Origin of the sequence: Pseudomonas sp. EL_65y_Pfl1_R83, assembly GCF_963970695.1 — a bacterium.
In the GTDB taxonomy this organism is placed as follows: Bacteria; Pseudomonadota; Gammaproteobacteria; order Pseudomonadales; family Pseudomonadaceae; genus Aquipseudomonas; species Aquipseudomonas tritici.
Genome location: NZ_CAXAQI010000001.1, coordinates 215921 through 239055 on the forward strand (window position 1 = coordinate 215921; position 23135 = coordinate 239055).

The window sequence follows — 23135 nt, forward strand, 5'->3', positions numbered from 1 at the left end:
ATGAAGTTCGCAATTGCACTGTTTTCCGCCGCCCATGCGCCCTCTTCGCGCCGTGCCCTGCTATTCGCCCAAGCGGCGTTGGCCGGCGGGCATGAGATTGTGCGGCTGTTTTTCTATCAGGACGGCGTGTACAGCGCGTCCAATAACATCGTTGCGCCCCAGGATGAGCAAGACATCGCCCGCCAATGGCGTGAGTTTGTCAGCCAGCACCAGCTCGACGGCGTGGTGTGCATCGCCGCCGCCCTGCGGCGTGGCGTGCTCAACCAGGAGGAAGCCACGCGCTATCAACGCAGCGCGGTGAACCTGGACGCGCCGTGGGCGCTGTCGGGGCTGGGCCAGTTGCATGACGCCGCCCAGGCCGCTGACCGCCTGATCTGCTTTGGAGGGCCGTGACATGTCCAAATCCTTGTTGGTGATCAGCCGCCAGGCGCCATGGTCCGGGCCGAGTGCCCGGGAAGCCTTGGATATCGTCCTGGCCGGTGGCGCCTTCGATCTACCGATTGGCCTGCTGTTCCTCGATGACGGCGTGTTCCAACTGGCGCCGCACCAGGACGCCAAGGCCGTGCAGCAAAAAGACCTCAGCGCCAACTTGCAGGCACTGGGCCTTTTTGGCATCGATGACGTATTTGCCTGCCGCCACAGCCTGGCCGAGCGCGGCCTCGCGCCGCCCGCCAGCGCCCAGCCGCTGGACAGCGAAGCGATCTCCCAGTTGATTGACCGTTACGACCAGGTGATGACCCTCTGATGTCGACTCTCCATGTGGTTTCCCACTCCCCGTTTACCGATAGCCGCCTCGACAGCTGCCTGCGCATCTGTGGCGCCAAGGACGCCATCCTGCTCTGCGGCGATGGCGCCTACGCGCTGCACAACCCGGCGCTGCACACCAAGGCCGTGAAGGTCTTTGTGCTGGCCGAAGACATGCAGGCGCGCCATTTGCCTCTGCCGGACTGGGCCGACAGCGTGGACTACCCAGGTTTCGTGCAGCTGTCGATCGACTACGACAAGGTCAACACCTGGCTATGAACACCCTGACCGTCGGCGCACGCACCCTGGAACTGGACAAGGACGGTTACCTGGTTGACCTGAACGAGTGGTCCGATGAGGTGGCAATCGCCCTGGCCGCCACTGAGACGCTGGAGCTGACCCCGGACCATTGGGAGATCCTCCAACTGCTGCGCCAGTTCTACGCCGAATTCCAACTGTCGCCCGCCACCCGCCCGCTGATCAAGTACACCGCCTTGAAGCTGGGCCCGGAAAAGGGCAACAGCCTGCACCTGAACAAACTGTTCAACGGCACTCCCGCCAAACTCGCCGCCAAGCTGGCGGGCCTGCCCAGGCCGACGAATTGCTTATGACCGACTTTGCCCCGCTGACTTTTGAAACCCCTGCAGAGCACCCGTTTGCGCAGTTCGTGCGCATCCTGGGCAAAGGCAAGCGCGGCGCGCGCAACCTCACCCGCGAGGAAGCCCGCGAAGCCATGGGCATGCTGCTCGACGAAAAAGTCGAAGACACCCAGCTCGGCGCCTTCTTGATGCTGTTGCGCCACAAGGAAGAGAGCCCGGAAGAACTCGCCGGCTTCACCGAAGCCGTGCGCGAACGCCTCAACGCCCCGGCGTTGAACGTGGATGTCGACTGGCCCACCTACGCCGGCAAGAAGCGTCACCTGCCGTGGTACCTGCTTGCCGCCAAGTGCCTGGCACAAAATGGCGTGCGCATCCTGATGCACGGCGGTGGCGCGCATACGGCGGGGCGGCTGTACACCGAGCAATTGCTGGAAGCCTTGCAGATCCCGCTGTGCCGTAACTGGCAGCAGGTCGAGGTCGCCTATCAACGAGGCAACCTGGCGTTTATCCCACTGGGCGATTGGGCGCCGCAGTTGCAGCGCATGATCGACCTGCGCAACACCCTGGGCCTGCGCTCGCCGATTCACTCTCTGGCGCGCTTGCTTAACCCGATGAGTGCACGCCTGGGCCTGCAAAGCATTTTCCACCCCGGTTACCAAGGCGTGCACCGCGATGCCAGCGGCCTGCTCGGCGACAATGTGATTGTCGTGAAGGGCGATGGCGGCGAAATCGAGATCAACCCCGACTCGGCCAGCCACTTGTACGGCACCACCGGTGGCGAAAGCTGGGACGAAGAATGGCCCGCCCTCTCCGCCCAGCGCCACGTCAAACCTGCCACGTTGGAACCCGAGCGCTTGAAGGCCGTGTGGCGCGGGGATGTCGAAGACAGCTACCCACAACTGGCCCTGATCGCCACCATGGCCCTGGCCTTGCGCGGCTTGGATCAGTCACAGGAACAGGCGTTCGTGTTGGCCCAGCAATACTGGGACGCGCGGGACAAATCGATTTAATCGATCATTCACCTTCAGTCTTTGCGCTTTTAAATCGAACTCAGCCCTTTAGACTGGCCTCCAACGCTTAATAGCAGAGGAGCCAGTCATGGGTTTGCTGATTGAAGGACGCTGGAAAGACCAGTGGTACGAAAGTAGCGCAGACGGCGCATTCCAACGGGAACAGGCGCAACGCCGCAACTGGGTGACCGCCGACGGTTCGCCAGGCCCGAGCGGCGAAGGCGGCTTCAAGGCCGAGGCCGGTCGCTACCACCTCTACGTGTCCCTCGCCTGCCCGTGGGCCCATCGCACCCTGATCCTGCGCAAGCTCAAGGGCCTTGAAAGCTTGATCGACGTGTCCGTGGTCAGTTGGCTGATGCTGGAAAACGGCTGGACCTTCGACAAGGCCCACGGCTCGACCGGCGACACGCTCGACGATTTCGCCTTCATGCACCAGCGCTACACTGCCGATACCGCCGACTACACCGGGCGCGTCACTGTGCCGGTGCTGTGGGACAAAAAACTGAAGCGCATCGTGAGCAATGAATCGGCGGAAATCATCCGCATGTTCAACAGTGCGTTCAACGGGATGACCGGCAACACCCTGGACTTTTACCCAGAAGCGCTGCGCCCTACCATCGACGCGCTGAACGAGCGCATTTATCCCGCCGTGAACAATGGTGTGTACCGCGCAGGCTTTGCCACTTCGCAGCAGGCGTATGAAAGTGCGTTTGATGATGTGTTTGCCGAACTGGATCACCTGGAACAGCATCTGGGCGATCATCGCTACCTGGCCGGGGAGTACCTGACCGAAGCCGATGTGCGCCTGTTCACCACGCTGATTCGCTTCGATGCGGTGTATTACAGCCACTTCAAATGCAATTTGCGGCGGATTGCGGACTGCCCAAATCTGTCGAATTGGCTGAGGGAGATATATCAGTGGCCAGGTGTGGCCGAGACGGTGGATTTTGAACACATCAAGGGGCATTACTACGCCAGCCACCGGACAATCAATCCGACGGGGATTGTACCGAAGGGGCCGTTGCAAGCGTTTGATGCCGGACATGATCGGTACAAATTGACCGGCCAATCGGTAGTGGGTTCGTAGTGAGCGAGCTTGCCCCGCTCACTACATCAGGTGTTCAGACTTGCGACTGAGCGCCTTCGAACCACTTGAGCTTCTCGCGCAACACCACGACTTCACCAACGATCACCAATGTCGGCGCATGCACTTCATGCTCCGCCACCATGCGCGGCAAGTCGGCCAGCGTGCCAGTAAACACACGCTGGTTGGACGTGGTGCCCTGCTGGATCAATGCCGCCGGGGTATCAGCTGCCCGCCCATGCTTGATCAGCTGTTCGCAGATGATCGGCAAACCAATCAAGCCCATGTAGAACACCAAGGTCTGCGAGGGGCCCACCAAGTCATCCCAAGGCAGTTCCGACGTACCGTTCTTTAAATGCCCGGTGATAAATCGCACTGACTGCGCGTAGTCGCGGTGGGTCAGCGGAATGCCCGCATACGCTGCGCAACCGCTGGCCGCCGTGATTCCCGGCACCACTTGGAACGGGATGCCGTGGGCTGCCAGTTCCTCAATCTCTTCACCACCTCGCCCAAAGATGAATGGATCGCCACCCTTGAGGCGCAGCACGCGTTTGCCTTGCTTGGCCAAGTCAACCAGTTGCTGGTTGATCTGATCTTGCGGCACAGCATGGTCGGCGCGACGCTTGCCGACGTACACGCGCTCGGCATCACGGCGGCACAACTCGAGAATCGCCGGCGCTACCAAGCGGTCGTACAGCACCACATCGGCTTGCTGCATCAGGCGCAAGGCACGAAAGGTCAGCAGGTCCGGATCGCCAGGGCCTGCGCCGACCAGGTAAACCTCACCCGGGGCATTTGGCGGTGCACCGTTGACCTTTTCAATCAATAGCCGCTCAGCTTCAGCGCCCTGCCCGGCCAGTTGCCGATCGGCAATCGGGCCCTGGAATACTTCCTCCCAGAACGCGCGACGTTGCTGCACATCCGGGTACAAGCCTTTGACCTGGGCACGAAACCGCGCCGCCAACCCGGCCAACTGACCGTAGGTGGACGGAATCCAGGTTTCCAGCTTGGCGCGGATCAGGCGCGCCAGCACTGGCGCATCGCCGCCGCTGGACACCGCGATCACCAGGGGCGAACGGTCGACAATCGCCGGGAAGATCACGCTGCACAAGGCCGGCGCATCCACCACATTGACCGGCACACAACGACGCTTGGCATCGCTGGACACTTGCGCGTTCAGCGGCTCGTCGTCCGTTGCCGCGATGATCAGGGTGCAACCGTCGAGGTCGGCCTCCTGATAACCGCGCAACATCAGTTCCCCGCCACTGCCCTGCACCAGCTCACGCAACTGGTCTTCGATCTGGGGAGCAACCACCCGCAGCACCGCACCGGCGTCGGCCAGCAGCCGGGATTTGCGCAAGGCAATCTCCCCACCACCGACGACCAACACACGACTGCCGCGCAGGTTATGAAACAGCGGCAGAAATTCCATTTAGCGGATGACCTCAACGCCAGCCATGTAAGGCTTGAGCACTTCAGGCACACGGATCGAGCCGTCAGCCTGTTGGTAGTTTTCCAGCACCGCCACCAGCGTACGGCCTACGGCCAGGCCGGAACCGTTGAGGGTGTGGACCAGCTCCGGCTTGCCGGTTTCCGGGTTACGGAAACGCGCTTGCATACGACGCGCCTGGAAATCACCGCAGTTGGAGCACGACGAAATCTCGCGGTATTTGTCCTGGCTCGGCACCCATACTTCGAGGTCGTAAGTCTTCACGGCGCTGAAACCCATGTCACCCGTGCACAGCGCCAGCACGCGGTACGGCAGCTCCAGCAGTTGCAGGACGCGTTCGGCGTTGGCGGTCAGGCCTTCCAGGGCTTCCATGGACGTCGACGGCTCGACGACCTGCACCATCTCGACCTTGTCGAACTGGTGCTGGCGGATCATGCCGCGAGTGTCACGACCCGATGCACCGGCTTCGCTGCGGAAGCACGGGCTGTGAGCCACGAACTTCAACGGCAGTTGCTTGGCGTCGAGGATCTCGCCCGCCACGATGTTGGTCAGCGACACTTCGGCGGTCGGGATCAGGTACAGATCGGCGTCACCGTCGCGGCTGATCTTGAACAGCTCTTCCTCGAACTTCGGCAGCTGGCTGGTGCCCATCAGCGCCGGCGCCTGCACCAGATAAGGGGTGTAGGCTTCTTCGTAACCGTGCTCGGCGGTGTGCAGGTTGATCATGAACTGCGCCAGGGCACGGTGCATGCGTGCGATCGGGCCGCGCAGCAAGGCAAAGCGTGCGCCAGACATCTTGGCGGCAGTCTCAAAATCCAGGCCGCCGGTCAATTCGCCCAGGGCAACGTGGTCCTTGATCTCGAAATCAAAGGCTTTTGGCGTGCCCCACCGGCGCACTTCGACGTTGCCGTCTTCGTCTTCGCCCATAGGCACAGACTCATGCGGTAAGTTGGGGATGCCCAGCAGGATGGAATCCAGCTCGGTCTGAATGCCTTCCAGCTCGATTTTGCCGTCAGAGAGCTCGGTGCCCATGCGCTCGACATCCGCCATCAGCGGCGCGATGTCTTCGCCGCGCTGCTTGGCCTGACCGATGGATTTGGAACGCGCATTACGCTCAGCCTGCAGTGCTTCGGTGCGGGTCTGGACGGTCTTGCGCTGTTCTTCCAGCGCTTCGATGCGCGCGACATCCAAGGCAAAGCCACGGGATGCCAGGCGGTCCGCTACGTCCTGAAGGTTGCTACGTAACAGTTTGGAATCGAGCATGTCGGTCTCTCGTTTATCAAAGTTTGGTCAAGGACAGGCCAGCCCAGGTGGCGAGCAGCCCGCCGAACACGCTGATGCCCAGGTACCCGAAGGCGACCAGGGCCTGCCCGCTTTCCAGCAGGCGCAGCGTATCCAGTGAAAAGGATGAAAAGGTCGTCAGACCGCCTACAAAGCCGACAATCAAGCCAGCCCGAATTTCAATCGGTACTTCCGGGCGCAGCAAGAGCCAGCCGTACAACAGCCCGATGATAAGGCAGCCCACCAGGTTGACCGCCAGGGTCGCCGCATAAAAATGCTTCGGCCAGTTGGCGCTGACCCAGGTGCTAGTGGCGAAACGCAATAATGTACCAGCGATGCCGGCTGCGGACACGGCAAGAATCGTCTTGAGCACTACTTTCTCCGCTGTTTTGGGCTGAGTTGATCGAGTTGGGCGAGGTGATTGAGCTTTTCACCGATCTTCAGCTCCAGGCCACGGGGCACCGGCTGGTAGAACGGCTGTGGCTCAAGGTCGTCGGGGAAGTAATCTTCACCGGCAGCATAGGCGTCCGGTTCATCGTGGGCATAACGGTATTCATCGCCGTAGCCCAGTTGTTTCATCAGCTTGGTCGGCGCGTTGCGCAGGTGCAGCGGCACCTCCAGGGAGCCGTGTTCGGCAGCTGCGCGCAGGGCGGACTTGAAGCCCATATACACCGCGTTGCTTTTAGGTGCGCAGGCCAAATAGGTAATGGCCTGGGCCACTGCCAACTCGCCTTCCGGGCTGCCCAGGCGCTCCTGAACTTCCCACGCCGCCAGGCACAGGCTCAGCGCACGAGGGTCAGCGTTGCCGATGTCTTCGCTGGCCATACGCACCACGCGGCGGGCAAGGTAAAGCGGGTCGCAGCCGCCGTCGATCATGCGCGCGAACCAGTACAGCGCGCCGTCCGGGTTGGAACCGCGTACGGATTTGTGCAGCGCCGAGATCTGGTCGTAGAAGGCTTCGCCGCCCTTGTCGAAGCGCCGACGCGTATCGCCGAGCAGGCTTTGCAGGAGCTCGACGCCAATTTCATTGCCGTCTTCGGCGAGGTCCGAGGCGTTTTCCAGCAAGTTGAGAAAGCGGCGCCCGTCACCGTCTGCGGCGCTCATCAGAATCTTGAAGCCTTCATCGCTGAGACTCAACTGGCGCTTGCCCAGGCCCTTGTCTTCGCTTAACGCACGCTGCAACAGCTTTCGCATCGCCGCTTCGTCCAGGCTTTTCAGCACATAGACGCGCGCCCGCGAAAGCAAGGCGTTGTTCAATTCAAAAGAAGGGTTCTCGGTGGTGGCACCGATAAAGATCAGCGTGCCGTCTTCAACATAGGGCAGGAACGCATCCTGCTGCGATTTGTTGAAGCGATGCACTTCATCGACAAACAGGATGGTGCGCTTGCCGTATTGCCCGGCCTGCTGCTTGGCGACTTCCACCGCCTGGCGGATCTCCTTGACCCCGGCGAGCACCGCCGAGACCGTTTCGAAGTGTGCATCCGAGACCTTTGCCAGCAGCCGCGCCAGGGTGGTTTTACCCACGCCCGGCGGCCCCCAGAAGATCATCGAATGCAGCGCGCCCTGCTCCAAGGCTTCACGCAGGGGCTTGCCGCGCGCGAGCAGGTGTTCCTGACCGATGTACTCATCCAGATTGGTCGAACGCAAGCGTGCGGCCAGTGGTTGAGCAATCGGGTCACTTCGAAACAGATCCATGGGCAGCGTTTGAAACCTCTGGGGGATTTATTCCTGGATCACGTCGGCACCCTTGGGGATGTCGAACTTGAACTTGGACGCCGGCACAGGCTGGTTGGCCTTGACCCCGGAGAACAGGATATCGGTGCGTTGGCCGACGCTGTCGACCAGTCGCATATTATTGATCACGCCGTTACCAAACGACAGGGACAGTGTGTCAAACAGGGTGTCCTTGGATTTCGGCTTGAGGGTGAACTCAATGACGTTGCTGGTTTGCTTGGACGTGATGTCGAAGCTGTCGTTGATTTTCGACACATCGCCCGACAGCAAAAGCGCCGGGGTCTGGTTCAGGCGCGGGTCGAGCTTCTTGATGGTCGCCTGTTCCAGGTCCGGGTCCCACAGGGTGACCTTCTGGCCATCGGAAACGATGGTCTGCTCAGCCTTGCCTTCCGTATGCCAGTAGAACAGGCCAGGGCGCTTTACAGCCATTTCGCCTGCGGTTTCCTGCAACTGGGTGCCGCCGGCATCCAGGGTCATCTGGGAAAAGCGCGCAGTCAGCGTTTGGGATTTATCCAACAGGTTCTTCAGGCTGGCGACGGAAGCCGGGTCAGCGTGAGCCGAAACAGCGGTCAGGGCCAGTGCCGGCAACAACAGCATGCGGATAAGACGCATGGGAGTCCTCATTGAGTCGTTAGCGTGCCGCGTGCTGCCACGCGGCACGGGGTCAGTCGCGCATCTGCCCAGGGGCAATGACTTCGCGCGAGCCGTTGGTGTTCATTGCGGTCACGACGCCGGCATTTTCCATGGATTCGATCATGCGGGCGGCGCGGTTGTAGCCAATCTTGAGCTTGCGTTGCACGGCGGAAATCGACGCGCGACGGCTTTCCAGCACGAAGGCGACGGCTTCGTCGTACAGCGCGTCGGTCTCGGCATCATCGTCACCACTGCTGCCGCCGTCAAAGCCACTGCCGGCTTCTTCGACGCCCGCGAGGATGTCGTCGTTGTATTCCGGCGCGCCGCGCAGTTTCCAAGCTTCCACCACGCGGTGTACTTCATCGTCGGAAACAAACGCGCCGTGCACCCGGATTGGCAGGCTGGTGCCTGGCGGCATGTAGAGCATGTCACCGTGACCCAGCAGTTGCTCGGCACCGCCCTGATCGATGATGGTCCGCGAGTCGATCTTGCTCGACACTTGGAACGCCATGCGCGTCGGGATGTTGGCCTTGATCAGACCGGTGATCACGTCCACCGACGGACGCTGGGTGGCGAGGATCAAGTGGATACCGGCCGCCCGAGCTTTCTGGGCGATACGTGCGATGAGTTCTTCGACCTTCTTGCCGACGATCATCATCATGTCGGCAAATTCGTCGACCACCACCACGATGGTCGGCAGCTTGGTCAGCAGCGGCGCTTCGTCGTGAATGCTTTCGCGCTTGTACAGCGGGTCGGCCAGCGGTGTGCCGGCGTCCTGGGCCTCCTTGACCTTGGCGTTGAAGCCCGACAGGTTACGTACGCCCATCTTCGCCATCAGCTTGTAGCGGCGCTCCATCTCGGCAACGCTCCACCGCAGCGCGTTGGCGGCGTCCTTCATGTCAGTGACCACGGGGCACAACAGGTGCGGGATGCCCTCGTAGATCGACAATTCCAACATCTTCGGGTCAATCATGATCAGCTTGGCGTCATCCGGGCCGGACTTGAACAGGATCGACAGGATCATCGCGTTCACACCCACCGACTTACCGGAACCGGTGGTACCCGCGACCAGCAGATGAGGCATTTTCGCCAGGTCAGTGATTACCGGCTTGCCGCCGATGTCGTGACCCAGGGCCAGGGTGACCGGCGATTTGAAGCTATCGTATTCCGGCGTCGACAGGACTTCGGAGAAGCGCACGATCTGGCGGTCTTCGTTGGGGATTTCGATACCCACGGTGGTTTTGCCGGGGATCACTTCCACCACGCGCACGCTGGTCACGGCCAGGGAACGCGCCAAGTCTTTCGCCAGGTTGGAAATACGGCTGACCTTGACGCCCGCAGCCGGCTGGATCTCGTAACGGGTAATCACCGGGCCGGGGTGGATCGAGTCCACCGCCACTTCGACGCCGAATTCCTTGAGCTTGATTTCCAGCAGGTGGCCGACGGCCGCCAGGGATTCAGGGGAATAATTAAGTTGTTTCTTTTCGGCCGGGTCGAGAATCGAGATCGGCGGCAAGGTACCTTCGACGGCGCTGTCGACGAACAACGGCGCCTGTTTCTCTTTTTGCACGCGAGCGCTGGGCTCGGGGGCCTTGGGCGGCGCCGGGGCAATCACTGGCGGCACCTGCTTCTCGCGGTCCGACATGTGCTTGCTCAGGGCTTGCTCGCGTTCGATCAGGCGTTCCTTGACCTTGGCCTGTTCGCGTCGGTCCGGCGTGCTCGGGGCCACCACCTCGTTGACGCGGGTGTCCACCTCACGCAGTTGCGCCACCATGCGTTTGCGGTCCACACGGGCCGACCACCAGCGGTTGGCCGCGCCCTGGAATAGCTCCAGCAGGTCGAGGGTGATCTTGCCAGTCACGTCCATCACCTTGAACCACGACAGATCGGTGAACACGGTGAGACCGAACAGGAACAGCGCAATAAACATCAGGGTGCTGCCCTGGATATTCAGGCTCTTGCGCGCCAGGTCGCCGAGGCTTTCGCCCAGCGCACCGCCCGCACCCGCCGGCAGTCCGGTCGGCGCGTGAAAATGGATATGGGCCAGGGCAGCGCCGGACAGCACCAGGAACACCAGGCCGATCAGGCGCCACGAAAACAGCCAACCGCTCCACTGCCATGGCTCGTGACGCTGGCGGAAGATCTGCCAGGTCTTTATCGCCAGCAGCAACGGGAAGATATACGCGAAGTAACCCAGCACCATAAACAGGATATCGGCGCTGTAGGAACCGGCGGGGCCGCCGAAGTTCTGCACGTCTTCGATCTTGCTGTTATGGCTCCAGCCGGGATCGTCCTTGCCATACGTGAGCAAGGCCATCATCAGGAACAGGCACAGCGCGCCGATAGCGATCAGCGCACCTTCCTTGAGGCGATAATGCAGGTGCTGGCGCCAGGCCGGCACGACTGCTGCTTTAGGTGTTGCGGCGGATTTCTTCAAAACGGGTCTTTTCCTGCGCCTTTAGCGCGTCCATCTGTTGAATGACTGCAAATACTGCCCAATCCGAGCAGCTGAAAAATGAACGAGTGTCGTTGAATCTACTTTTTAACATTGGGCGATTGCTGGATGAAATGAGGGAAGCGCCACAATGCCCGCATTGTACGGGTTTGTGACTGCGATGCCACGCCCTGGCCCTTCACCCGGCAGCCTAGCCAATCGAGCCTCACAACATGTTCAATTTGAGCATGCATTGTCTTTGCTGACAAAGGCTTATGAGCTGTTTTTATCAATCAAGGCCAGCTTGGCAAATGGCCTGCATCGAACCGACCCGATTACGACCGCGTCCCCGACACAGAGTTGCAGAAACACCTGCTCACGCTAATACGCCTGAAAGGCCGATTCGGGCTGGCCCGATGGCGCCATGTCGACAATAATCAGCACTGCGCAAGCAGGTGTCATACCTGTCACTCCCCTCCCCTTCCGTAAGCCTGGATGCCATGCTGACCTGGTTACAACGCGATTCACTGACCTTCCCCCCGCTGGCCAAGGCCATGCGCGAGCCCAATGGCCTGCTCGCGGCCGGTGGCGACCTGTCGGCCGAACGACTGGTGCAAGCCTACCGTCACGGCTGCTTCCCATGGTTCTCGGAGGGCCAGCCGATCCTCTGGTGGTCGCCCGACCCCCGTACCGTCATATTCCCCGACGAGCTGCATGTGTCCCGCAGCCTGGGCAAACTGTTGCGCCAGCAGCGCTACAGCGTCACCTTCGACCAGGACTTCGCTGCTGTCATCCAGGCCTGCGCCGCACCGCGCGCCTATACCGATGGAACCTGGATCACCCAAAGCATCCAGAGCGCCTACCTGGAACTGCATCAGCGCGGTTACGCCCATTCGGTAGAGGTCTGGGACGACGGGGAACTGGTGGGCGGCCTGTATGGCCTGGCAATGGGCCAATTGTTTTTCGGCGAATCAATGTTCAGCCGCGCCGACAACGCTTCGAAATTCGGCTTTGCCACGCTGACTCGCCAACTACAGGCCTGGGGCTTTGTGCTGATCGACTGCCAGATGCCCAACGACCACCTGCACAGCCTGGGTGCCCGCGCCATTTCCCGCAGCGACTTCGCAGGCTTCCTGCGCGACCATCTGGACCCGCCCAACGCCGGGCCGTGGGTTTCTTGAGCGACTTGCGTACTCCTGGCTTACACTTACTTCAAAGCTTATCCGAGGGTTGATCATGACCGAGTTGGCGCGTTTGAAGTTTTATGCCACTCAACCCCACTCTTGCAGCTATCTGCCCGACGAGCAGGCCACCACACTGTTCCTCGACCCCAGCCAGCCGATGGACGTGCATGTGTACGCCGATCTCTCGGAAATGGGCTTTCGGCGCAGTGGCGATCATCTGTACCGGCCGCATTGCCAGAACTGTAATGCCTGCGTGCCGGCGCGCATCCCTGTGGCGCAGTTTCTGCCGGACCGTAACCAGAAGCGCATCCTCAAGCGCAACGCCGACCTGACGGTGATGCCAGCCAAGCCGCGCTTCACCGAAGAATACTTCGACCTGTACCAGCGTTATATCGAGCAACGACACGCCGACGGCGATATGTTCCCGCCCAGTCGCGACCAGTTTTCCACGTTCCTGGTGCGCGACCTGCCCTTCTCACGCTTCTACGAGTTTCGTGCGGACGGCCGCTTGGTGGCCGTCGCCGTGACCGATTTGCTGCCTAACGGGCTTTCAGCGGTCTACACCTTTTATGAGCCTGACGAAGAACGCCGTAGCCTGGGACGCTTCGCGATCCTCTGGCAAATTGGCGAAGCCCTGCGCCAGGAACTGGAGGCGGTGTACCTCGGCTACTGGATCAAGAACTGCAAAAAGATGAATTACAAGACCCAATATCGACCCATTGAACTGCTAATTAATCAAAGATGGGTCACACATAACTAGAACCCCTTGGCTTAAACACCCTTTTTCGGGCACAATGCACGCCGCTTTTGCCTGGCGCAGTTGCACCGGGCCATTCACTGGATACCGAGGGCTTTACTGCATGTCGAAAGAAGACAGCTTCGAAATGGAAGGCACTGTCGTCGACACCCTGCCCAACACCATGTTTCGTGTGGAGTTGGAAAATGGGCACGTCGTAACCGCGCATATCTCCGGCAAGATGCGCAAGAACTACATTCGTATTCTTACCGGCGACAAAGTGCGCGTCGAGCTGACGCCCTATGACTTGAGCAAAGGGCGCATCACTTACCGCGCTCGCTAAGCAAGTCAATACAAAACGCCCGGTTATGCCGGGCGTTTTTGTGTGTGCTCTTTACCTAACAAGCCCGCACACATTTAATCTCCTTCGTTTTCAAGACAGCAAAAAGGCGCCTTTCGGCGCCTTTTGCTTTGTTACGGTCAGCTATCAGGCCATTTCAGCCGTGGTTTCGAACTCGAAGGTCAGCTCGCCGTCCTTCAGGTCGATGTGCACCACGCCACCATGGTCGGAAAGCTCGCCAAACAGGATCTCTTCGGCCAGCGGCCGCTTGATCTTGTCCTGGATCAGACGCGCCATCGGGCGTGCGCCCATTGCCGCATCGTATCCGCCTTCAGCGATCCAGCTGCGCGCCGCTTCCGAGACTTCCAGTTGCACGCGCTTGTCTTCCAACTGCGCCTGGAGCTCGGTGAGGAACTTGTCCACCACACTTTTGATGACCTCATGGCTGAGGCGACCAAACTGGATAATGGTATCCAGGCGGTTGCGGAACTCCGGCGTAAAGCTTTTCTTGATCACTTCCATGGCATCAGAAGAGTGATCTTGATGACTGAAGCCAATCGAAGCCCGCGCGGCCGTTTCGGCACCGGCGTTGGTGGTCATGATCACGATCACGTTGCGGAAGTCCGCTTTGCGCCCGTTGTTGTCGGTCAGGGTCCCGTGGTCCATCACCTGCAGCAGCAGGTTGAAGACTTCCGGGTGGGCCTTCTCGATTTCATCGAGCAGCAACACGCAATGCGGCTGCTTGGTGATCGCCTCGGTCAACAGGCCGCCCTGGTCGAAACCGACATAGCCCGGAGGCGCACCGATCAGACGCGACACGGTGTGCCGCTCCATGTATTCGGACATGTCGAAGCGCACCAGCTCAATGCCCATGGCCTTGGCCAACTGCCGCGCCGCCTCGGTCTTGCCGACGCCGGTCGGGCCTGCGAACAGGAACGAACCGACAGGCTTGTCCGGCGACTTGAGGCCAGCACGCGATAGCTTGATCGCGGTGGACAGCGCATCGATGGCCGCATCCTGGCCAAAAACGGTGAGCTTGAGGTCGCGCTCCAGGTTGCGCAGCAGCTCCTTATCGGAACTGTTGACGTGTTTAGGTGGAATCCGCGCGATCTTCGCCACGATGTCCTCGACTTGAGGCACGTCGATGCGTTTCACACGCTTCTCGACCGGCTGCAGGCGCTGGTAAGCCCCCGCCTCGTCAATCACGTCGATCGCCTTGTCCGGCATGTGCCGGTCATTGATGTAGCGCGACGCCAGCTCAGCCGCCGCACGCAGGGCTTCATCGGTGTACTCGATGCCATGGTGCGCTTCGAAGCGCCCCTTGAGCCCGCGCAGGATGCCGATGGTGTCTTCGACCGAAGGCTCGGACACATCGACTTTCTGGAAGCGACGCGCCAAGGCACGGTCTTTCTCGAAGATGCCACGAAATTCCTGGAATGTGGTCGAGCCGATGCAACGGATATCACCCGAGGACAACAACGGCTTGAGCAGGTTGGAGGCATCCATCACCCCACCGGAGGCGGCACCGGCACCAATGATCGTGTGGATTTCGTCGATGAACAGAATCGCCTGCGGGCGTTTTTTCAGCTCGCCGAGCAACGCCTTGAAGCGCTTCTCGAAATCGCCCCGGTACTTGGTCCCGGCGAGCAAAGCGCCGAGATCAAGGGAGTAAACGACGCTGTTAGCCAGCAGGTCTGGCACCTGGTTATCCACGATGCGCTTGGCCAGGCCTTCGGCGATCGCGGTTTTACCCACGCCCGCTTCACCCACCAGCAACGGGTTGTTCTTGCGACGACGCGCGAGGATCTGCGCCACGCGCTCAACTTCAAGCTCTCTCCCCACCAGCGGGTCGATCCGCCCCTGGCGCGCCAGTTCATTGAGGTTGCTGGCATAGGCATCCAGTGGATTGCCCGAAGAAGAAGACTCACCACCCTCTTCGTCCTGCATCTCCTGCTCACCCTCGGAATGATCGCCGTGCCCAGGCACCTTGGAGATACCGTGGGCGATGTAGTTGACGACATCAATACGGGCAACGCTCTGCTGTTTCAGCAGGAACACTGCCTGGCTTTCCTGCTCGCTGAAAATCGCCACCAGCACGTTGGCGCCTGTGACTTCACGCTTACCGGAGCTCTGCACGTGGAAAACAGCACGCTGAAGCACCCGCTGGAAGCCCAGGGTTGGCTGGGTTTCACGGTCTTCATCGTGGACGGGAATAAGTGGCGTCGTGGAGTCGATAAACTCCTGCAGGTCATGCTTGAGTTTGTCGAGGTTAGCGCCGCACGCACGCAGAACGGTGGCGGCAGCTTCGTTATCCAAAAGTGCCAGCAGCAGGTGTTCGACGGTCATGAATTCATGACGCTTCGAACGGGCCTCCTTGAAGGCAAGATTGAGGGTGACTTCGAGCTCGCGGTTTAACATAGCTTCACCTCATACCCAAGTGGTCGGCGTTAACCGTCCTTCTCGATTTCACAGAGTAGCGGATGCTGGCTTTCCCTGGCGTACTGGTTGACCTGCATGGCCTTTGTCTCGGCGATGTCGCGGGTAAACACTCCACATACTGCCCGTCCTTCTGTATGAACGGCCAGCATTACCTTGGTGGCCAACTCGCGGTTCAGGTTAAAAAACACCTCGAGCACTTCGACGACGAAATCCATCGGTGTGTAGTCATCATTGAACAAAACCACCTTGTACATGGGCGGCGCCTGTAAAGCAGGCTTGGCCTCCTGAACAGCAATGCCTGCAGAACCGTCGTCATCATGTTCATGATCCGGTCGATCCTGATTGAATGTTAGTCGAATCTGGCTGTTTGCATGCATGGAAAGAAAGGTTCGTCAGTGGTTCAAATACAGTGGTGGGGGCGACCTGTCAGAATTTCAACTCTGACCGACTGGTCGCCTTGACTATCGGCAAATCGGTGTTACAACCAATAGAACCCACAGTGGGTAAAAAAGGTCCGCGCAGTCAACCTTATTTATTCGGGTTAGGACGGATAAACTGGATGATACTCCAGTGATGGAGTCTGGTGCAGAGGGATATGGGTATGTCTGGCGTCAAGATCAATGGAAAGAAAAAGGGCAAGGTCAAGTGGTTCAATAATGCCAAGGGGTACGGCTTCATTATTGAAGACGGCAAGGATGATGACCTTTTCGCGCACTACTCAGCGATCGAAATGGACGGGTACAAGACCCTGAAAGCGGGCCAAGCGGTAAGCTTCGAGATCATTCAAGGACCAAAAGGGCTGCACGCCGTGGAAATTTCTGCCGCTACGGTTGATGCGCCTGAAAAACCAGCCACATCAAACGCTCCCAGCCAAAAAACGTTAACGACCTAAAAGCCCCTGAGTGCGAATATTGCAATGAAAAAACCGGTCAACTCAACCCAATGAGGTGACCGGTTTTTTTGTGCCCTTCCTTTACATATGCGAAATCAACGCATCGCCGAAGGCCGACGAAGACAGCAACTTGGCGCCCTCCATCAAGCGATGGAAGTCATAAGTCACGGTCTTGGCCGAAATTGCACCATTGGTGCCCTTGATGATCAAGTCCGCCGCCTCGGTCCAGCCCATGTGGCGCAACATCATTTCCGCCGACAGAATCAGCGAACCCGGGTTGACCTGGTCCTTGCCCGCGTATTTCGGCGCAGTACCGTGGGTAGCCTCGAACATCGCCACGGTGTCGGACAGGTTCGCGCCCGGCGCAATACCGATTCCGCCCACTTCTGCCGCCAAAGCATCGGACAGATAGTCACCGTTGAGGTTGAGGGTCGCAATGACGTCGTACTCAGCCGGACGCAACAGGATCTGCTGGAGCATGGCGTCCGCAATGGCATCCTTGACGACTATATTCTTGCCAGTCTTCGGGTTCTTGAACTGCATCCAAGGGCCGCCATCGAGCAGCGTTGCGCCGAATTCTTTTTCAGCAATACCGTAGGCCCACTCCTTAAAGGCGCCTTCAGTAAACTTCATGATGTTGCCTTTGTGCACGATAGTCAGCGAGTCGCGATCGTTGTCCACTACGTACTGGAGAGCTTTGCGCGCCAGACGCTCAGTGCCTTCCTTGGAGACCGGCTTCACGCCAATCCCGCAATCCTGATCGAAACGGATCTTGGTCACCCCCATTTCTTCCTTCAGGAACTTGATCACCTTGATCGCCTCGGGCGAACCGGCCTTCCACTCGATCCCGGCGTAAATATCTTCGGAGTTCTCGCGAAAGATGGTCATGTCCACATCGCCAGGCTTCTTGACCGGGCTGGGCACACCTTCGAACCAGCGCACTGGACGCAAACACACGTAAAGGTCGAGTTGCTGGCGCAGGGCCACGTTCAACGAACGGATGCCGCCACCGACCGGCGTGGTCAGTGGGCCCTTGATGGACACCACGTAATCCTTGACCGCATCCAGGGTTTCCTGGGGCAGCCAGGTGTCCTGGTCGTAGACCTGGGTGGCTTTCTCGCCAGCGTAAACCTCCATCCACGAGATCTTGCGCTTGCCGCCGTAAGCCTTTTCAACAGCTGCGTCGACCACCTTGATCATCACCGGGCTGATGTCGACGCCGATACCGTCACCTTCGATATAAGGGATGATCGGTTGGTCAGGAACATTGAGAGAATGGTCTGCATTGACGGTGATTTTGTCGCCGACTGCCGGAACCTGAATCTTCTGGTATCCCATGCTGAACTCCATCTATGGATTAAACATCTGGCTGCGTTCGAGCCTACTCCAGATAAATGACGACTGAAACCTCACGCCAGGCTCATTTGCATCGAAAACAGCACATTTAGTCGCCTACAAGCTTGAAAGCAAAGGTAAAAGCGCCAATCTTGAGCACAACGTACGACTTTAGGTGCAACGTGGTACCTGCGACCTTTAGACCAATGGACGACACACCTTTTGTATGAAGGCTCGGCGTAAGCATAGCGACCTATGTATAATGCCGCCGCTGACCAAAGAGTCACGACAGCCGACCGCTCTAGAACAGATGCCCTCGGCTCGCAAAGCAGGACTATTACAATAGTCCACCCGCTTGACGCTCGACTGATGCAACCCAACATCACCGCGAAGAAACCTCGACATTTCGCTCATGGATGACTTTGAACGAACGCGCTCCACCCGGCGCATCTCGAGTTTCTGCGCACGCTTTCAGCAAAGAAGAGAGTTAATCCGAATATGCCCACCCGCTCGAAGATCATCTATACCTTCACCGACGAAGCCCCGGCCCTCGCCACCTATTCACTGCTGCCTATCGTAGAGGCCTTCACCGCTTCCGCTGATATTGCCGTGGAAACCCGCGACATCTCTCTCGCCGCGCGCATCCTCGCAAGCTTCCCCGAGCAACTGGGCGCCAAGGCTATCGCGGACCACCTCGCCGAACTGGGCGACCTGGCCGTTACGCCTGAAGCCAACATCATCAAACTGCCTAACATCAGCGCCTCGACCCCGCAACTGCAAGCCGCGATCAAGGAACTGCAGGCCCAGGGCTACGCCCTGCCGGACTACCCGGAAACCGTAACCACCGACACGGAAAAAGAAACCCGTGCACGTTACGACAAGGTCAAGGGCAGCGCCGTGAACCCGGTACTGCGCGAAGGCAACTCAGACCGCCGCGCACCGCTGTCGGTCAAGAACTACGCACGCAAGCACCCGCACAAAATGGGCGCCTGGGCTGCCGACTCCAAGTCGCACATTGCTCACATGAACAGTGGCGACTTCTACGGCAGCGAAAAAGCCGTACAGATCGAAGGTGCTGATGCCGTCAAAATCGAGCTGATCGCTCAAGACGGCACTGCGACCGTCCTGAAGGAAAAAACCTCGGTACAGGCTGGCGAAATCATCGACACCGCCGTACTGAGCAAGAAAGCCCTGCGCAGCTTCATCGCCGCTGAAATCGAAGACGCCAAGAAACAAGGCGTACTGCTGTCGGTTCACCTGAAAGCCACCATGATGAAGGTCTCCGACCCGATCATGTTCGGCCAGATCGTTGCCGAGTTCTATAAAGACGCCCTGGCCAAGCACGCGATCGTGCTGGAGCAGATCGGCTTCAACCTGAACAACGGCATCGGCGACCTGTACGCACGCATCAAGGCCTTGCCGGCTGACCAGCAAGCGCAGATCGAAGCTGACATCCAGGCGGTCTACGCCGCTCGCCCTGCCCTGGCGATGGTCAACTCCGACAAAGGCATCACCAACCTGCACGTACCGAGCGACGTCATCGTCGACGCCTCGATGCCTGCCATGATCCGTGACTCCGGCAAAATGTGGGGCACCGACGGCCAGTTGCACGACACCAAGGCTGTGATCCCGGATCGCTGCTATGCCACCATTTACCAAGCCGTCATCGAAGACTGCAAGGCCAATGGCGCGTTCGACCCAACCACTATGGGCAGCGTGCCAAACGTTGGCCTGATGGCGAAGAAAGCCGAAGAGTACGGTTCCCACGACAAGACCTTCCAGATCAAGGCTGACGGCGTAGTCCGCGTCACCGACAGCAAGGGCAGCCTGCTGATGGAACAGAAAGTCGAGGCCGGCGACATCTTCCGCATGTGCCAGACCCAAGACGCGCCGATCCAGGACTGGGTCAAACTGGCCGTCAACCGTGCCCGCGCCAGCAACACACCGGCCATTTTCTGGCTGGACCCACAGCGTGCACACGATGGCGTCGTGGTCGAGAAAGTTCAGGCTTACCTGAAAGACCACAACACCGAAGGCCTGGACATCCGCATCATGTCGCCCGTCGACGCGATGAAGTTCACCCTGGAGCGCACCCGCAAGGGCCTGGACACCATCTCGGTGACGGGTAACGTGCTGCGTGACTACCTGACCGACCTGTTCCCGATCATGGAACTGGGCACCAGCGCCAAGATGCTGTCCATCGTGCCGCTGATGAACGGCGGTGGCCTGTTCGAAACCGGCGCTGGCGGTTCGGCCCCGAAACACGTGCAGCAACTGGTCGAAGAGAACTTCCTGCGCTGGGACTCCCTGGGCGAGTTCCTGGCCCTGGCCGCTTCCCTTGAGCATTTGGGTGTGACGTACAACAACCCGAAAGCCCTGGTACTGTCCAAGACCCTGGACCACGCCACCGGCCAGTTCCTCGACAACAACAAGTCGCCATCGCGCAAAGTCGGCAACATCGACAACCGCGGCAGCCACTTCTACCTGGCGCTGTACTGGGCTCAAGCCCTGGCCGCTCAGACCGAAGACACTGCACTGCAAGCGCAGTTTGGCGAATTGGCAAAAACCCTGACCGCGAACGAAGCAACCATCGTTGCCGAACTCAACGCCGTACAGGGCAAGCCAGTGGACATCGGCGGCTACTACGCGCCAAGCCCTGAGCTGACCAGCAAGGCCATGCGTCCGAGCAACACGTTCAATGCAGCAATTGCCAAGTTGAAGTAAGGTTGTAAGGATGCAAAGAAGCCCCGGCCTTGTGCCGGGGTTTCTGTTTCAGGACTCTGCGGTTTTGCTGAAGAAACCGAATCAAAATGTGTGAGTGGGCTTGCTCGCGAATGCGGAGTGCCAGTTGCCCGATGCCTATCCGACCCATTGCATTCGCGAGCAAGCCCGTTCCCACACTGACTGCAATCCTGCCCAAAGACCGCACCGCGCCATGAATCGAGGTTTTGAATGACCTGGCAACCCCACATCACCGTCGCCACCCTTGTCGAAGACAACGGCCGCTTCCTGATGGTCGAAGAGCTCAAGGGCGGCCGCGCCGTACTCAACCAGCCCGCCGGCCACCTCGACCCGCATGAAACCCTGACCGAAGCCGCCGTGCGCGAAACCCTTGAAGAAACCGGCTGGGACGTCGAAGCCACCGGCATCGTCGGCATCTACCTGTACACCGCCCCCAGCAATGGTGTGACTTACCAGCGTGTGTGCTTTACCGCCAACGCACTGAAACACCACCCGGGCTATCAACTCGACGAAGGCATCATCCGCGCCCGCTGGCTGACCCGCGACGAATTGATGGACCTGCGCGACAGCTGGCGCAGTGAGCTGATCATCCGCTGTATCGACGATTATCTGGCCGGCCAGCGGCACAGTCTCGAATTGATCCGCCCTTCTCTTTAGCCTTGAAGGCTCGGGCCTGATAGAATCGCGTCCTTTTTCAAGACACCCGTTGAAACCTATGCGTGATCCAGCCCCTTCTGACACCCAAAAGAAGCGCGTCATCGTCGGCATGTCCGGCGGCGTGGATTCTTCCGTTTCCGCCGTTCTGCTCATGGAGCAGGGTTATGAGGTGGAAGGCCTGTTCATGAAGAACTGGGAAGAAGACGATGGAACGGAATATTGCACCGCCATGGACGACCTGGCGGATGCCCAGGCCGTGTGTGACAAGATCGGTATAAAGCTGCACACCGCCAACTTTGCCGCCGAGTACTGGGACAACGTGTTCGAGCACTTCCTGGCCGAATACAAGGCCGGCCGCACGCCGAACCCGGACATCCTGTGTAACCGTGAAATCAAGTTCAAGGCGTTCCTCGACTACGCGATGATGCTCGGCGCCGATCTGATCGCCACGGGTCACTACGTGCGTCGCCGCGACATCGAGGGGCTCACCGAACTGCTCAAGGGCCTGGACCCGAACAAGGACCAGAGCTACTTCCTGCACGCCGTCGGCGGTGAACAGATCGCCAAGACCCTGTTCCCCGTGGGCGAGCTGGAAAAGCCCGAAGTGCGCAGGATCGCCGAGAAACACGGCCTGGCCACCGCCAAAAAGAAGGATTCGACCGGGATCTGCTTTATCGGCGAGCGCCGCTTCAGCGACTTCCTCAAGCAATACCTGCCGGCGCAACCGGGTGAAATCAAAACCACCGAAGGCGACGTCATCGGCCGTCACCATGGCCTGATGTACCACACCATCGGCCAGCGCCAGGGCCTGGGCATTGGCGGTTTGAAAGACGCCAGTGAAGAGCCGTGGTACGTGCTGGTCAAAGACCTGGAACACAACGTGCTGATTATTGGCCAGGGCAACGAACATCCATTGCTGTTCTCCGGCGCCCTGCTCGCCTCTGAAATCTATTGGGTCAACCCGATCGACCTGAGCACCCCGCGCCGCCTGACCGCCAAAGTGCGCTATCGCCAAAGCGACCAACCGTGCACCCTGGAAAAAACCGCTACTGGCTACCGCGCAACCTTTGATGACCCGCAACGCGCGGTCACCCCTGGCCAGTCCGTGGTGTTCTATGACGGCGAAATCTGTCTGGGCGGCGGCGTGATTGAAGTCGCGCAAGCCTGGAGCAGCCCGGCATGAGCCCGACCCAGGAGCAATTGACGGCACTCGGGGGGGTTTTCCTCGCCGCAGTACTGGTGGACAAGATCGCCAAGACTGGCCAAGTCACCGAGGCAGGCCTGACCTGCATGCTCGGTAGCCTGTTGATCCGCGACCCCAAGGACACCCTGGAAGTCTACGGGGGTGACGATATCGCGCTGCGTGAAGGTTACCGCGCGCTGATCGGCGCCCTGGAGCGCGACCCCAGCACCTTGCAGCGCGAGCCATTGCGCTACGCCCTGTCGATGCTCGGCCTTGAGCGTCAACTGGCCAAGCGTGAAGACATGCTCGAGGTCATCGGCAAGCGCCTGCCACAGATTCAGTCCCAGGTGGAACACTTCGGCCCGGCCCACGAAAACGTGGTCGCGGCCTGCGGCGCGCTGTACCAGGACACCTTGAGCACCTTGCGCCAGCGGATCCAGGTGCACGGCGACATGCGCAACCTGCAACAACCGAACAACGCCTCGAAAATCCGCGCCCTGCTCCTGGCCGGTATTCGTTCGGCGCGGTTGTGGCGTCAGTTGGGCGGTCATCGTTGGCAGTTGGTGATCAGTCGTCGCAAATTGCTCAAAGAGCTTTACCCGTTGATGCGCAACGAATAAGTCGCACCAGCAAGCCATTTTCAAGCCGTTACGCGTAA

Annotated in this window: 23 protein-coding genes; 14 read left to right on the forward strand and 9 right to left on the reverse strand. The window is 59.7% G+C overall.

Translation table 11 applies throughout. From position 1 onward, the window contains the following. The 6 genes from tusD to AACY08_RS01015 all read left to right on the forward strand — a co-directional run bounded on the left by tusD (position 1) and on the right by AACY08_RS01015 (position 3440). Complete coding sequence (gene tusD / locus AACY08_RS00990) at positions 1-393, forward strand: sulfurtransferase complex subunit TusD (RefSeq protein WP_049712691.1); 393 nt, start codon at positions 1-3, stop codon at positions 391-393. Between the two features lies 1 nt (position 394). Next, positions 395-745 carry a sulfurtransferase complex subunit TusC gene (gene tusC, locus AACY08_RS00995; protein ID WP_065872083.1) on the forward strand — a complete coding sequence of 117 codons (351 nt, stop codon included), beginning with the start codon at positions 395-397 and terminating at the stop codon, positions 743-745. Next, positions 745-1023, forward strand: a complete 279-nt coding sequence (gene tusB, locus AACY08_RS01000) for a sulfurtransferase complex subunit TusB (RefSeq protein ID WP_339467416.1) — start codon at positions 745-747, stop codon at positions 1021-1023. The genes tusC and tusB overlap by 1 nt, the downstream gene beginning before the upstream one ends. Beyond that, on the forward strand, positions 1020-1355 hold the full coding sequence (locus AACY08_RS01005) for a TusE/DsrC/DsvC family sulfur relay protein (protein WP_065872081.1): 336 nt from the start codon (positions 1020-1022) through the stop codon (positions 1353-1355). The genes tusB and AACY08_RS01005 overlap by 4 nt, the downstream gene beginning before the upstream one ends. Beyond that, entirely contained in the window at positions 1352-2353 is a 1002-nt protein-coding gene (locus AACY08_RS01010) for a glycosyl transferase family protein (protein ID WP_339467418.1), read from the forward strand. Before AACY08_RS01005 ends, AACY08_RS01010 begins: the two co-directional genes overlap by 4 nt. Before the next feature lie 88 nt (positions 2354-2441). Then, positions 2442-3440 carry a glutathione S-transferase family protein gene (locus tag AACY08_RS01015; protein ID WP_339467419.1) on the forward strand — a complete coding sequence of 333 codons (999 nt, stop codon included), beginning with the start codon at positions 2442-2444 and terminating at the stop codon, positions 3438-3440. Positions 3441-3474: 34 nt separating this feature from the next. Here the strand turns inward: AACY08_RS01015 and cysG are convergent, their stop codons facing one another. Genes cysG through AACY08_RS01045 form a run of 6 tightly spaced genes read right to left on the reverse strand, consistent with a single transcriptional unit; the run spans position 3475 to position 10972 of the window. Next, entirely contained in the window at positions 3475-4869 is a 1395-nt protein-coding gene (gene cysG / locus AACY08_RS01020) for a siroheme synthase CysG (protein ID WP_339421031.1), read from the reverse strand. Then, a complete protein-coding gene (gene serS, locus AACY08_RS01025; RefSeq protein ID WP_339438311.1) occupies positions 4870-6150 on the reverse strand; it encodes a serine--tRNA ligase in 1281 nt (426 codons plus the stop codon). It abuts the gene before it with no gap. 16 nt (positions 6151-6166) lie between these two features. Next, positions 6167-6541 (reverse strand): fluoride efflux transporter CrcB, encoded by a 375-nt coding sequence (gene crcB, locus AACY08_RS01030; protein ID WP_339467420.1) that lies wholly within the window; start codon positions 6539-6541, stop codon positions 6167-6169. Further along, positions 6541-7863 (reverse strand): replication-associated recombination protein A, encoded by a 1323-nt coding sequence (locus AACY08_RS01035; protein WP_339467422.1) that lies wholly within the window; start codon positions 7861-7863, stop codon positions 6541-6543. Before AACY08_RS01035 ends, crcB begins: the two co-directional genes overlap by 1 nt. A gap of 27 nt (positions 7864-7890) precedes the next feature. After that, positions 7891-8514: an outer membrane lipoprotein chaperone LolA gene (gene lolA, locus AACY08_RS01040; protein ID WP_339421023.1), complete on the reverse strand. Its 624-nt coding sequence runs from the start codon at positions 8512-8514 to the stop codon at positions 7891-7893. A gap of 52 nt (positions 8515-8566) precedes the next feature. Continuing rightward, positions 8567-10972, reverse strand: a complete 2406-nt coding sequence (locus tag AACY08_RS01045) for a DNA translocase FtsK (protein WP_339467423.1) — start codon at positions 10970-10972, stop codon at positions 8567-8569. A gap of 497 nt (positions 10973-11469) precedes the next feature. Between AACY08_RS01045 and aat the strand changes: the two genes are divergently transcribed. From aat to infA, 3 genes are all read left to right on the forward strand, one after another. Next, positions 11470-12150, forward strand: coding sequence for a leucyl/phenylalanyl-tRNA--protein transferase (gene aat, locus AACY08_RS01050; RefSeq protein WP_339467425.1), 681 nt, complete (start codon positions 11470-11472; stop codon positions 12148-12150). Positions 12151-12205: 55 nt separating this feature from the next. Continuing rightward, positions 12206-12913, forward strand: coding sequence for an arginyltransferase (locus tag AACY08_RS01055; RefSeq protein ID WP_339467426.1), 708 nt, complete (start codon positions 12206-12208; stop codon positions 12911-12913). A 100-nt stretch (positions 12914-13013) separates the two neighbouring features. Further along, on the forward strand, positions 13014-13232 hold the full coding sequence (gene infA, locus AACY08_RS01060; protein WP_002553999.1) for a translation initiation factor IF-1: 219 nt from the start codon (positions 13014-13016) through the stop codon (positions 13230-13232). Positions 13233-13376: 144 nt separating this feature from the next. Here the strand turns inward: infA and clpA are convergent, their stop codons facing one another. Both clpA and clpS read right to left on the reverse strand, forming a co-directional pair. Then, positions 13377-15647 (reverse strand): ATP-dependent Clp protease ATP-binding subunit ClpA, encoded by a 2271-nt coding sequence (clpA, locus tag AACY08_RS01065; RefSeq protein ID WP_339467427.1) that lies wholly within the window; start codon positions 15645-15647, stop codon positions 13377-13379. 29 nt (positions 15648-15676) lie between these two features. After that, a complete protein-coding gene (gene clpS / locus AACY08_RS01070; RefSeq protein WP_101271708.1) occupies positions 15677-16045 on the reverse strand; it encodes an ATP-dependent Clp protease adapter ClpS in 369 nt (122 codons plus the stop codon). Between the two features lie 224 nt (positions 16046-16269). On the opposite strand from clpS, the gene cspD reads away from it, so the two are divergent. Next, positions 16270-16560 (forward strand): cold shock domain-containing protein CspD, encoded by a 291-nt coding sequence (gene cspD / locus AACY08_RS01075; RefSeq protein WP_445261405.1) that lies wholly within the window; start codon positions 16270-16272, stop codon positions 16558-16560. Positions 16561-16641: 81 nt separating this feature from the next. Here cspD and icd read toward each other — a convergent pair whose 3' ends face one another. After that, on the reverse strand, positions 16642-17898 hold the full coding sequence (gene icd / locus AACY08_RS01080; RefSeq protein ID WP_339467430.1) for an NADP-dependent isocitrate dehydrogenase: 1257 nt from the start codon (positions 17896-17898) through the stop codon (positions 16642-16644). A 495-nt stretch (positions 17899-18393) separates the two neighbouring features. Between icd and AACY08_RS01085 the strand changes: the two genes are divergently transcribed. From AACY08_RS01085 to hflD, 4 genes are all read left to right on the forward strand, one after another. Beyond that, complete coding sequence (locus AACY08_RS01085; protein ID WP_339467432.1) at positions 18394-20619, forward strand: NADP-dependent isocitrate dehydrogenase; 2226 nt, start codon at positions 18394-18396, stop codon at positions 20617-20619. 228 nt (positions 20620-20847) lie between these two features. After that, positions 20848-21294 (forward strand): NUDIX hydrolase, encoded by a 447-nt coding sequence (locus AACY08_RS01090; protein ID WP_339467434.1) that lies wholly within the window; start codon positions 20848-20850, stop codon positions 21292-21294. Between the two features lie 58 nt (positions 21295-21352). Next, entirely contained in the window at positions 21353-22477 is a 1125-nt protein-coding gene (mnmA, locus tag AACY08_RS01095) for a tRNA 2-thiouridine(34) synthase MnmA (protein WP_339467436.1), read from the forward strand. Beyond that, a complete protein-coding gene (gene hflD / locus AACY08_RS01100) occupies positions 22474-23097 on the forward strand; it encodes a high frequency lysogenization protein HflD (protein ID WP_065872067.1) in 624 nt (207 codons plus the stop codon). The genes mnmA and hflD overlap by 4 nt, the downstream gene beginning before the upstream one ends. The last annotated feature ends 38 nt before the right edge of the window (positions 23098-23135 follow it).

What these genes read in the sequence shown, in the direction of transcription:
- AACY08_RS01015 (WP_339467419.1), top strand. Translation starts at nt 2,442, where the DNA reads ATGGGTTTGCTGATTGAAGGACGCTGGAAAGACCAGTGGTACGAAAGT.
- AACY08_RS01010 (WP_339467418.1), top strand. Translation starts at nt 1,352, where the DNA reads ATGACCGACTTTGCCCCGCTGACTTTTGAAACCCCTGCAGAGCACCCG.
- tusC (WP_065872083.1), top strand. Translation starts at nt 395, where the DNA reads ATGTCCAAATCCTTGTTGGTGATCAGCCGCCAGGCGCCATGGTCCGGG.
- clpS (WP_101271708.1), bottom strand. Translation starts at nt 16,045, where the DNA reads ATGCATGCAAACAGCCAGATTCGACTAACATTCAATCAGGATCGACCG.
- hflD (WP_065872067.1), top strand. Translation starts at nt 22,474, where the DNA reads ATGAGCCCGACCCAGGAGCAATTGACGGCACTCGGGGGGGTTTTCCTC.
- aat (WP_339467425.1), top strand. Translation starts at nt 11,470, where the DNA reads ATGCTGACCTGGTTACAACGCGATTCACTGACCTTCCCCCCGCTGGCC.
- mnmA (WP_339467436.1), top strand. Translation starts at nt 21,353, where the DNA reads ATGCGTGATCCAGCCCCTTCTGACACCCAAAAGAAGCGCGTCATCGTC.
- clpA (WP_339467427.1), bottom strand. Translation starts at nt 15,647, where the DNA reads ATGTTAAACCGCGAGCTCGAAGTCACCCTCAATCTTGCCTTCAAGGAG.
- cysG (WP_339421031.1), bottom strand. Translation starts at nt 4,869, where the DNA reads ATGGAATTTCTGCCGCTGTTTCATAACCTGCGCGGCAGTCGTGTGTTG.
- infA (WP_002553999.1), top strand. Translation starts at nt 13,014, where the DNA reads ATGTCGAAAGAAGACAGCTTCGAAATGGAAGGCACTGTCGTCGACACC.
- AACY08_RS01055 (WP_339467426.1), top strand. Translation starts at nt 12,206, where the DNA reads ATGACCGAGTTGGCGCGTTTGAAGTTTTATGCCACTCAACCCCACTCT.
- AACY08_RS01005 (WP_065872081.1), top strand. Translation starts at nt 1,020, where the DNA reads ATGAACACCCTGACCGTCGGCGCACGCACCCTGGAACTGGACAAGGAC.
- AACY08_RS01090 (WP_339467434.1), top strand. Translation starts at nt 20,848, where the DNA reads ATGACCTGGCAACCCCACATCACCGTCGCCACCCTTGTCGAAGACAAC.
- cspD (WP_445261405.1), top strand. Translation starts at nt 16,270, where the DNA reads ATGTCTGGCGTCAAGATCAATGGAAAGAAAAAGGGCAAGGTCAAGTGG.
- tusD (WP_049712691.1), top strand. Translation starts at nt 1, where the DNA reads ATGAAGTTCGCAATTGCACTGTTTTCCGCCGCCCATGCGCCCTCTTCG.
- tusB (WP_339467416.1), top strand. Translation starts at nt 745, where the DNA reads ATGTCGACTCTCCATGTGGTTTCCCACTCCCCGTTTACCGATAGCCGC.
- AACY08_RS01035 (WP_339467422.1), bottom strand. Translation starts at nt 7,863, where the DNA reads ATGGATCTGTTTCGAAGTGACCCGATTGCTCAACCACTGGCCGCACGC.
- icd (WP_339467430.1), bottom strand. Translation starts at nt 17,898, where the DNA reads ATGGGATACCAGAAGATTCAGGTTCCGGCAGTCGGCGACAAAATCACC.
- lolA (WP_339421023.1), bottom strand. Translation starts at nt 8,514, where the DNA reads ATGCGTCTTATCCGCATGCTGTTGTTGCCGGCACTGGCCCTGACCGCT.
- serS (WP_339438311.1), bottom strand. Translation starts at nt 6,150, where the DNA reads ATGCTCGATTCCAAACTGTTACGTAGCAACCTTCAGGACGTAGCGGAC.
- AACY08_RS01085 (WP_339467432.1), top strand. Translation starts at nt 18,394, where the DNA reads ATGCCCACCCGCTCGAAGATCATCTATACCTTCACCGACGAAGCCCCG.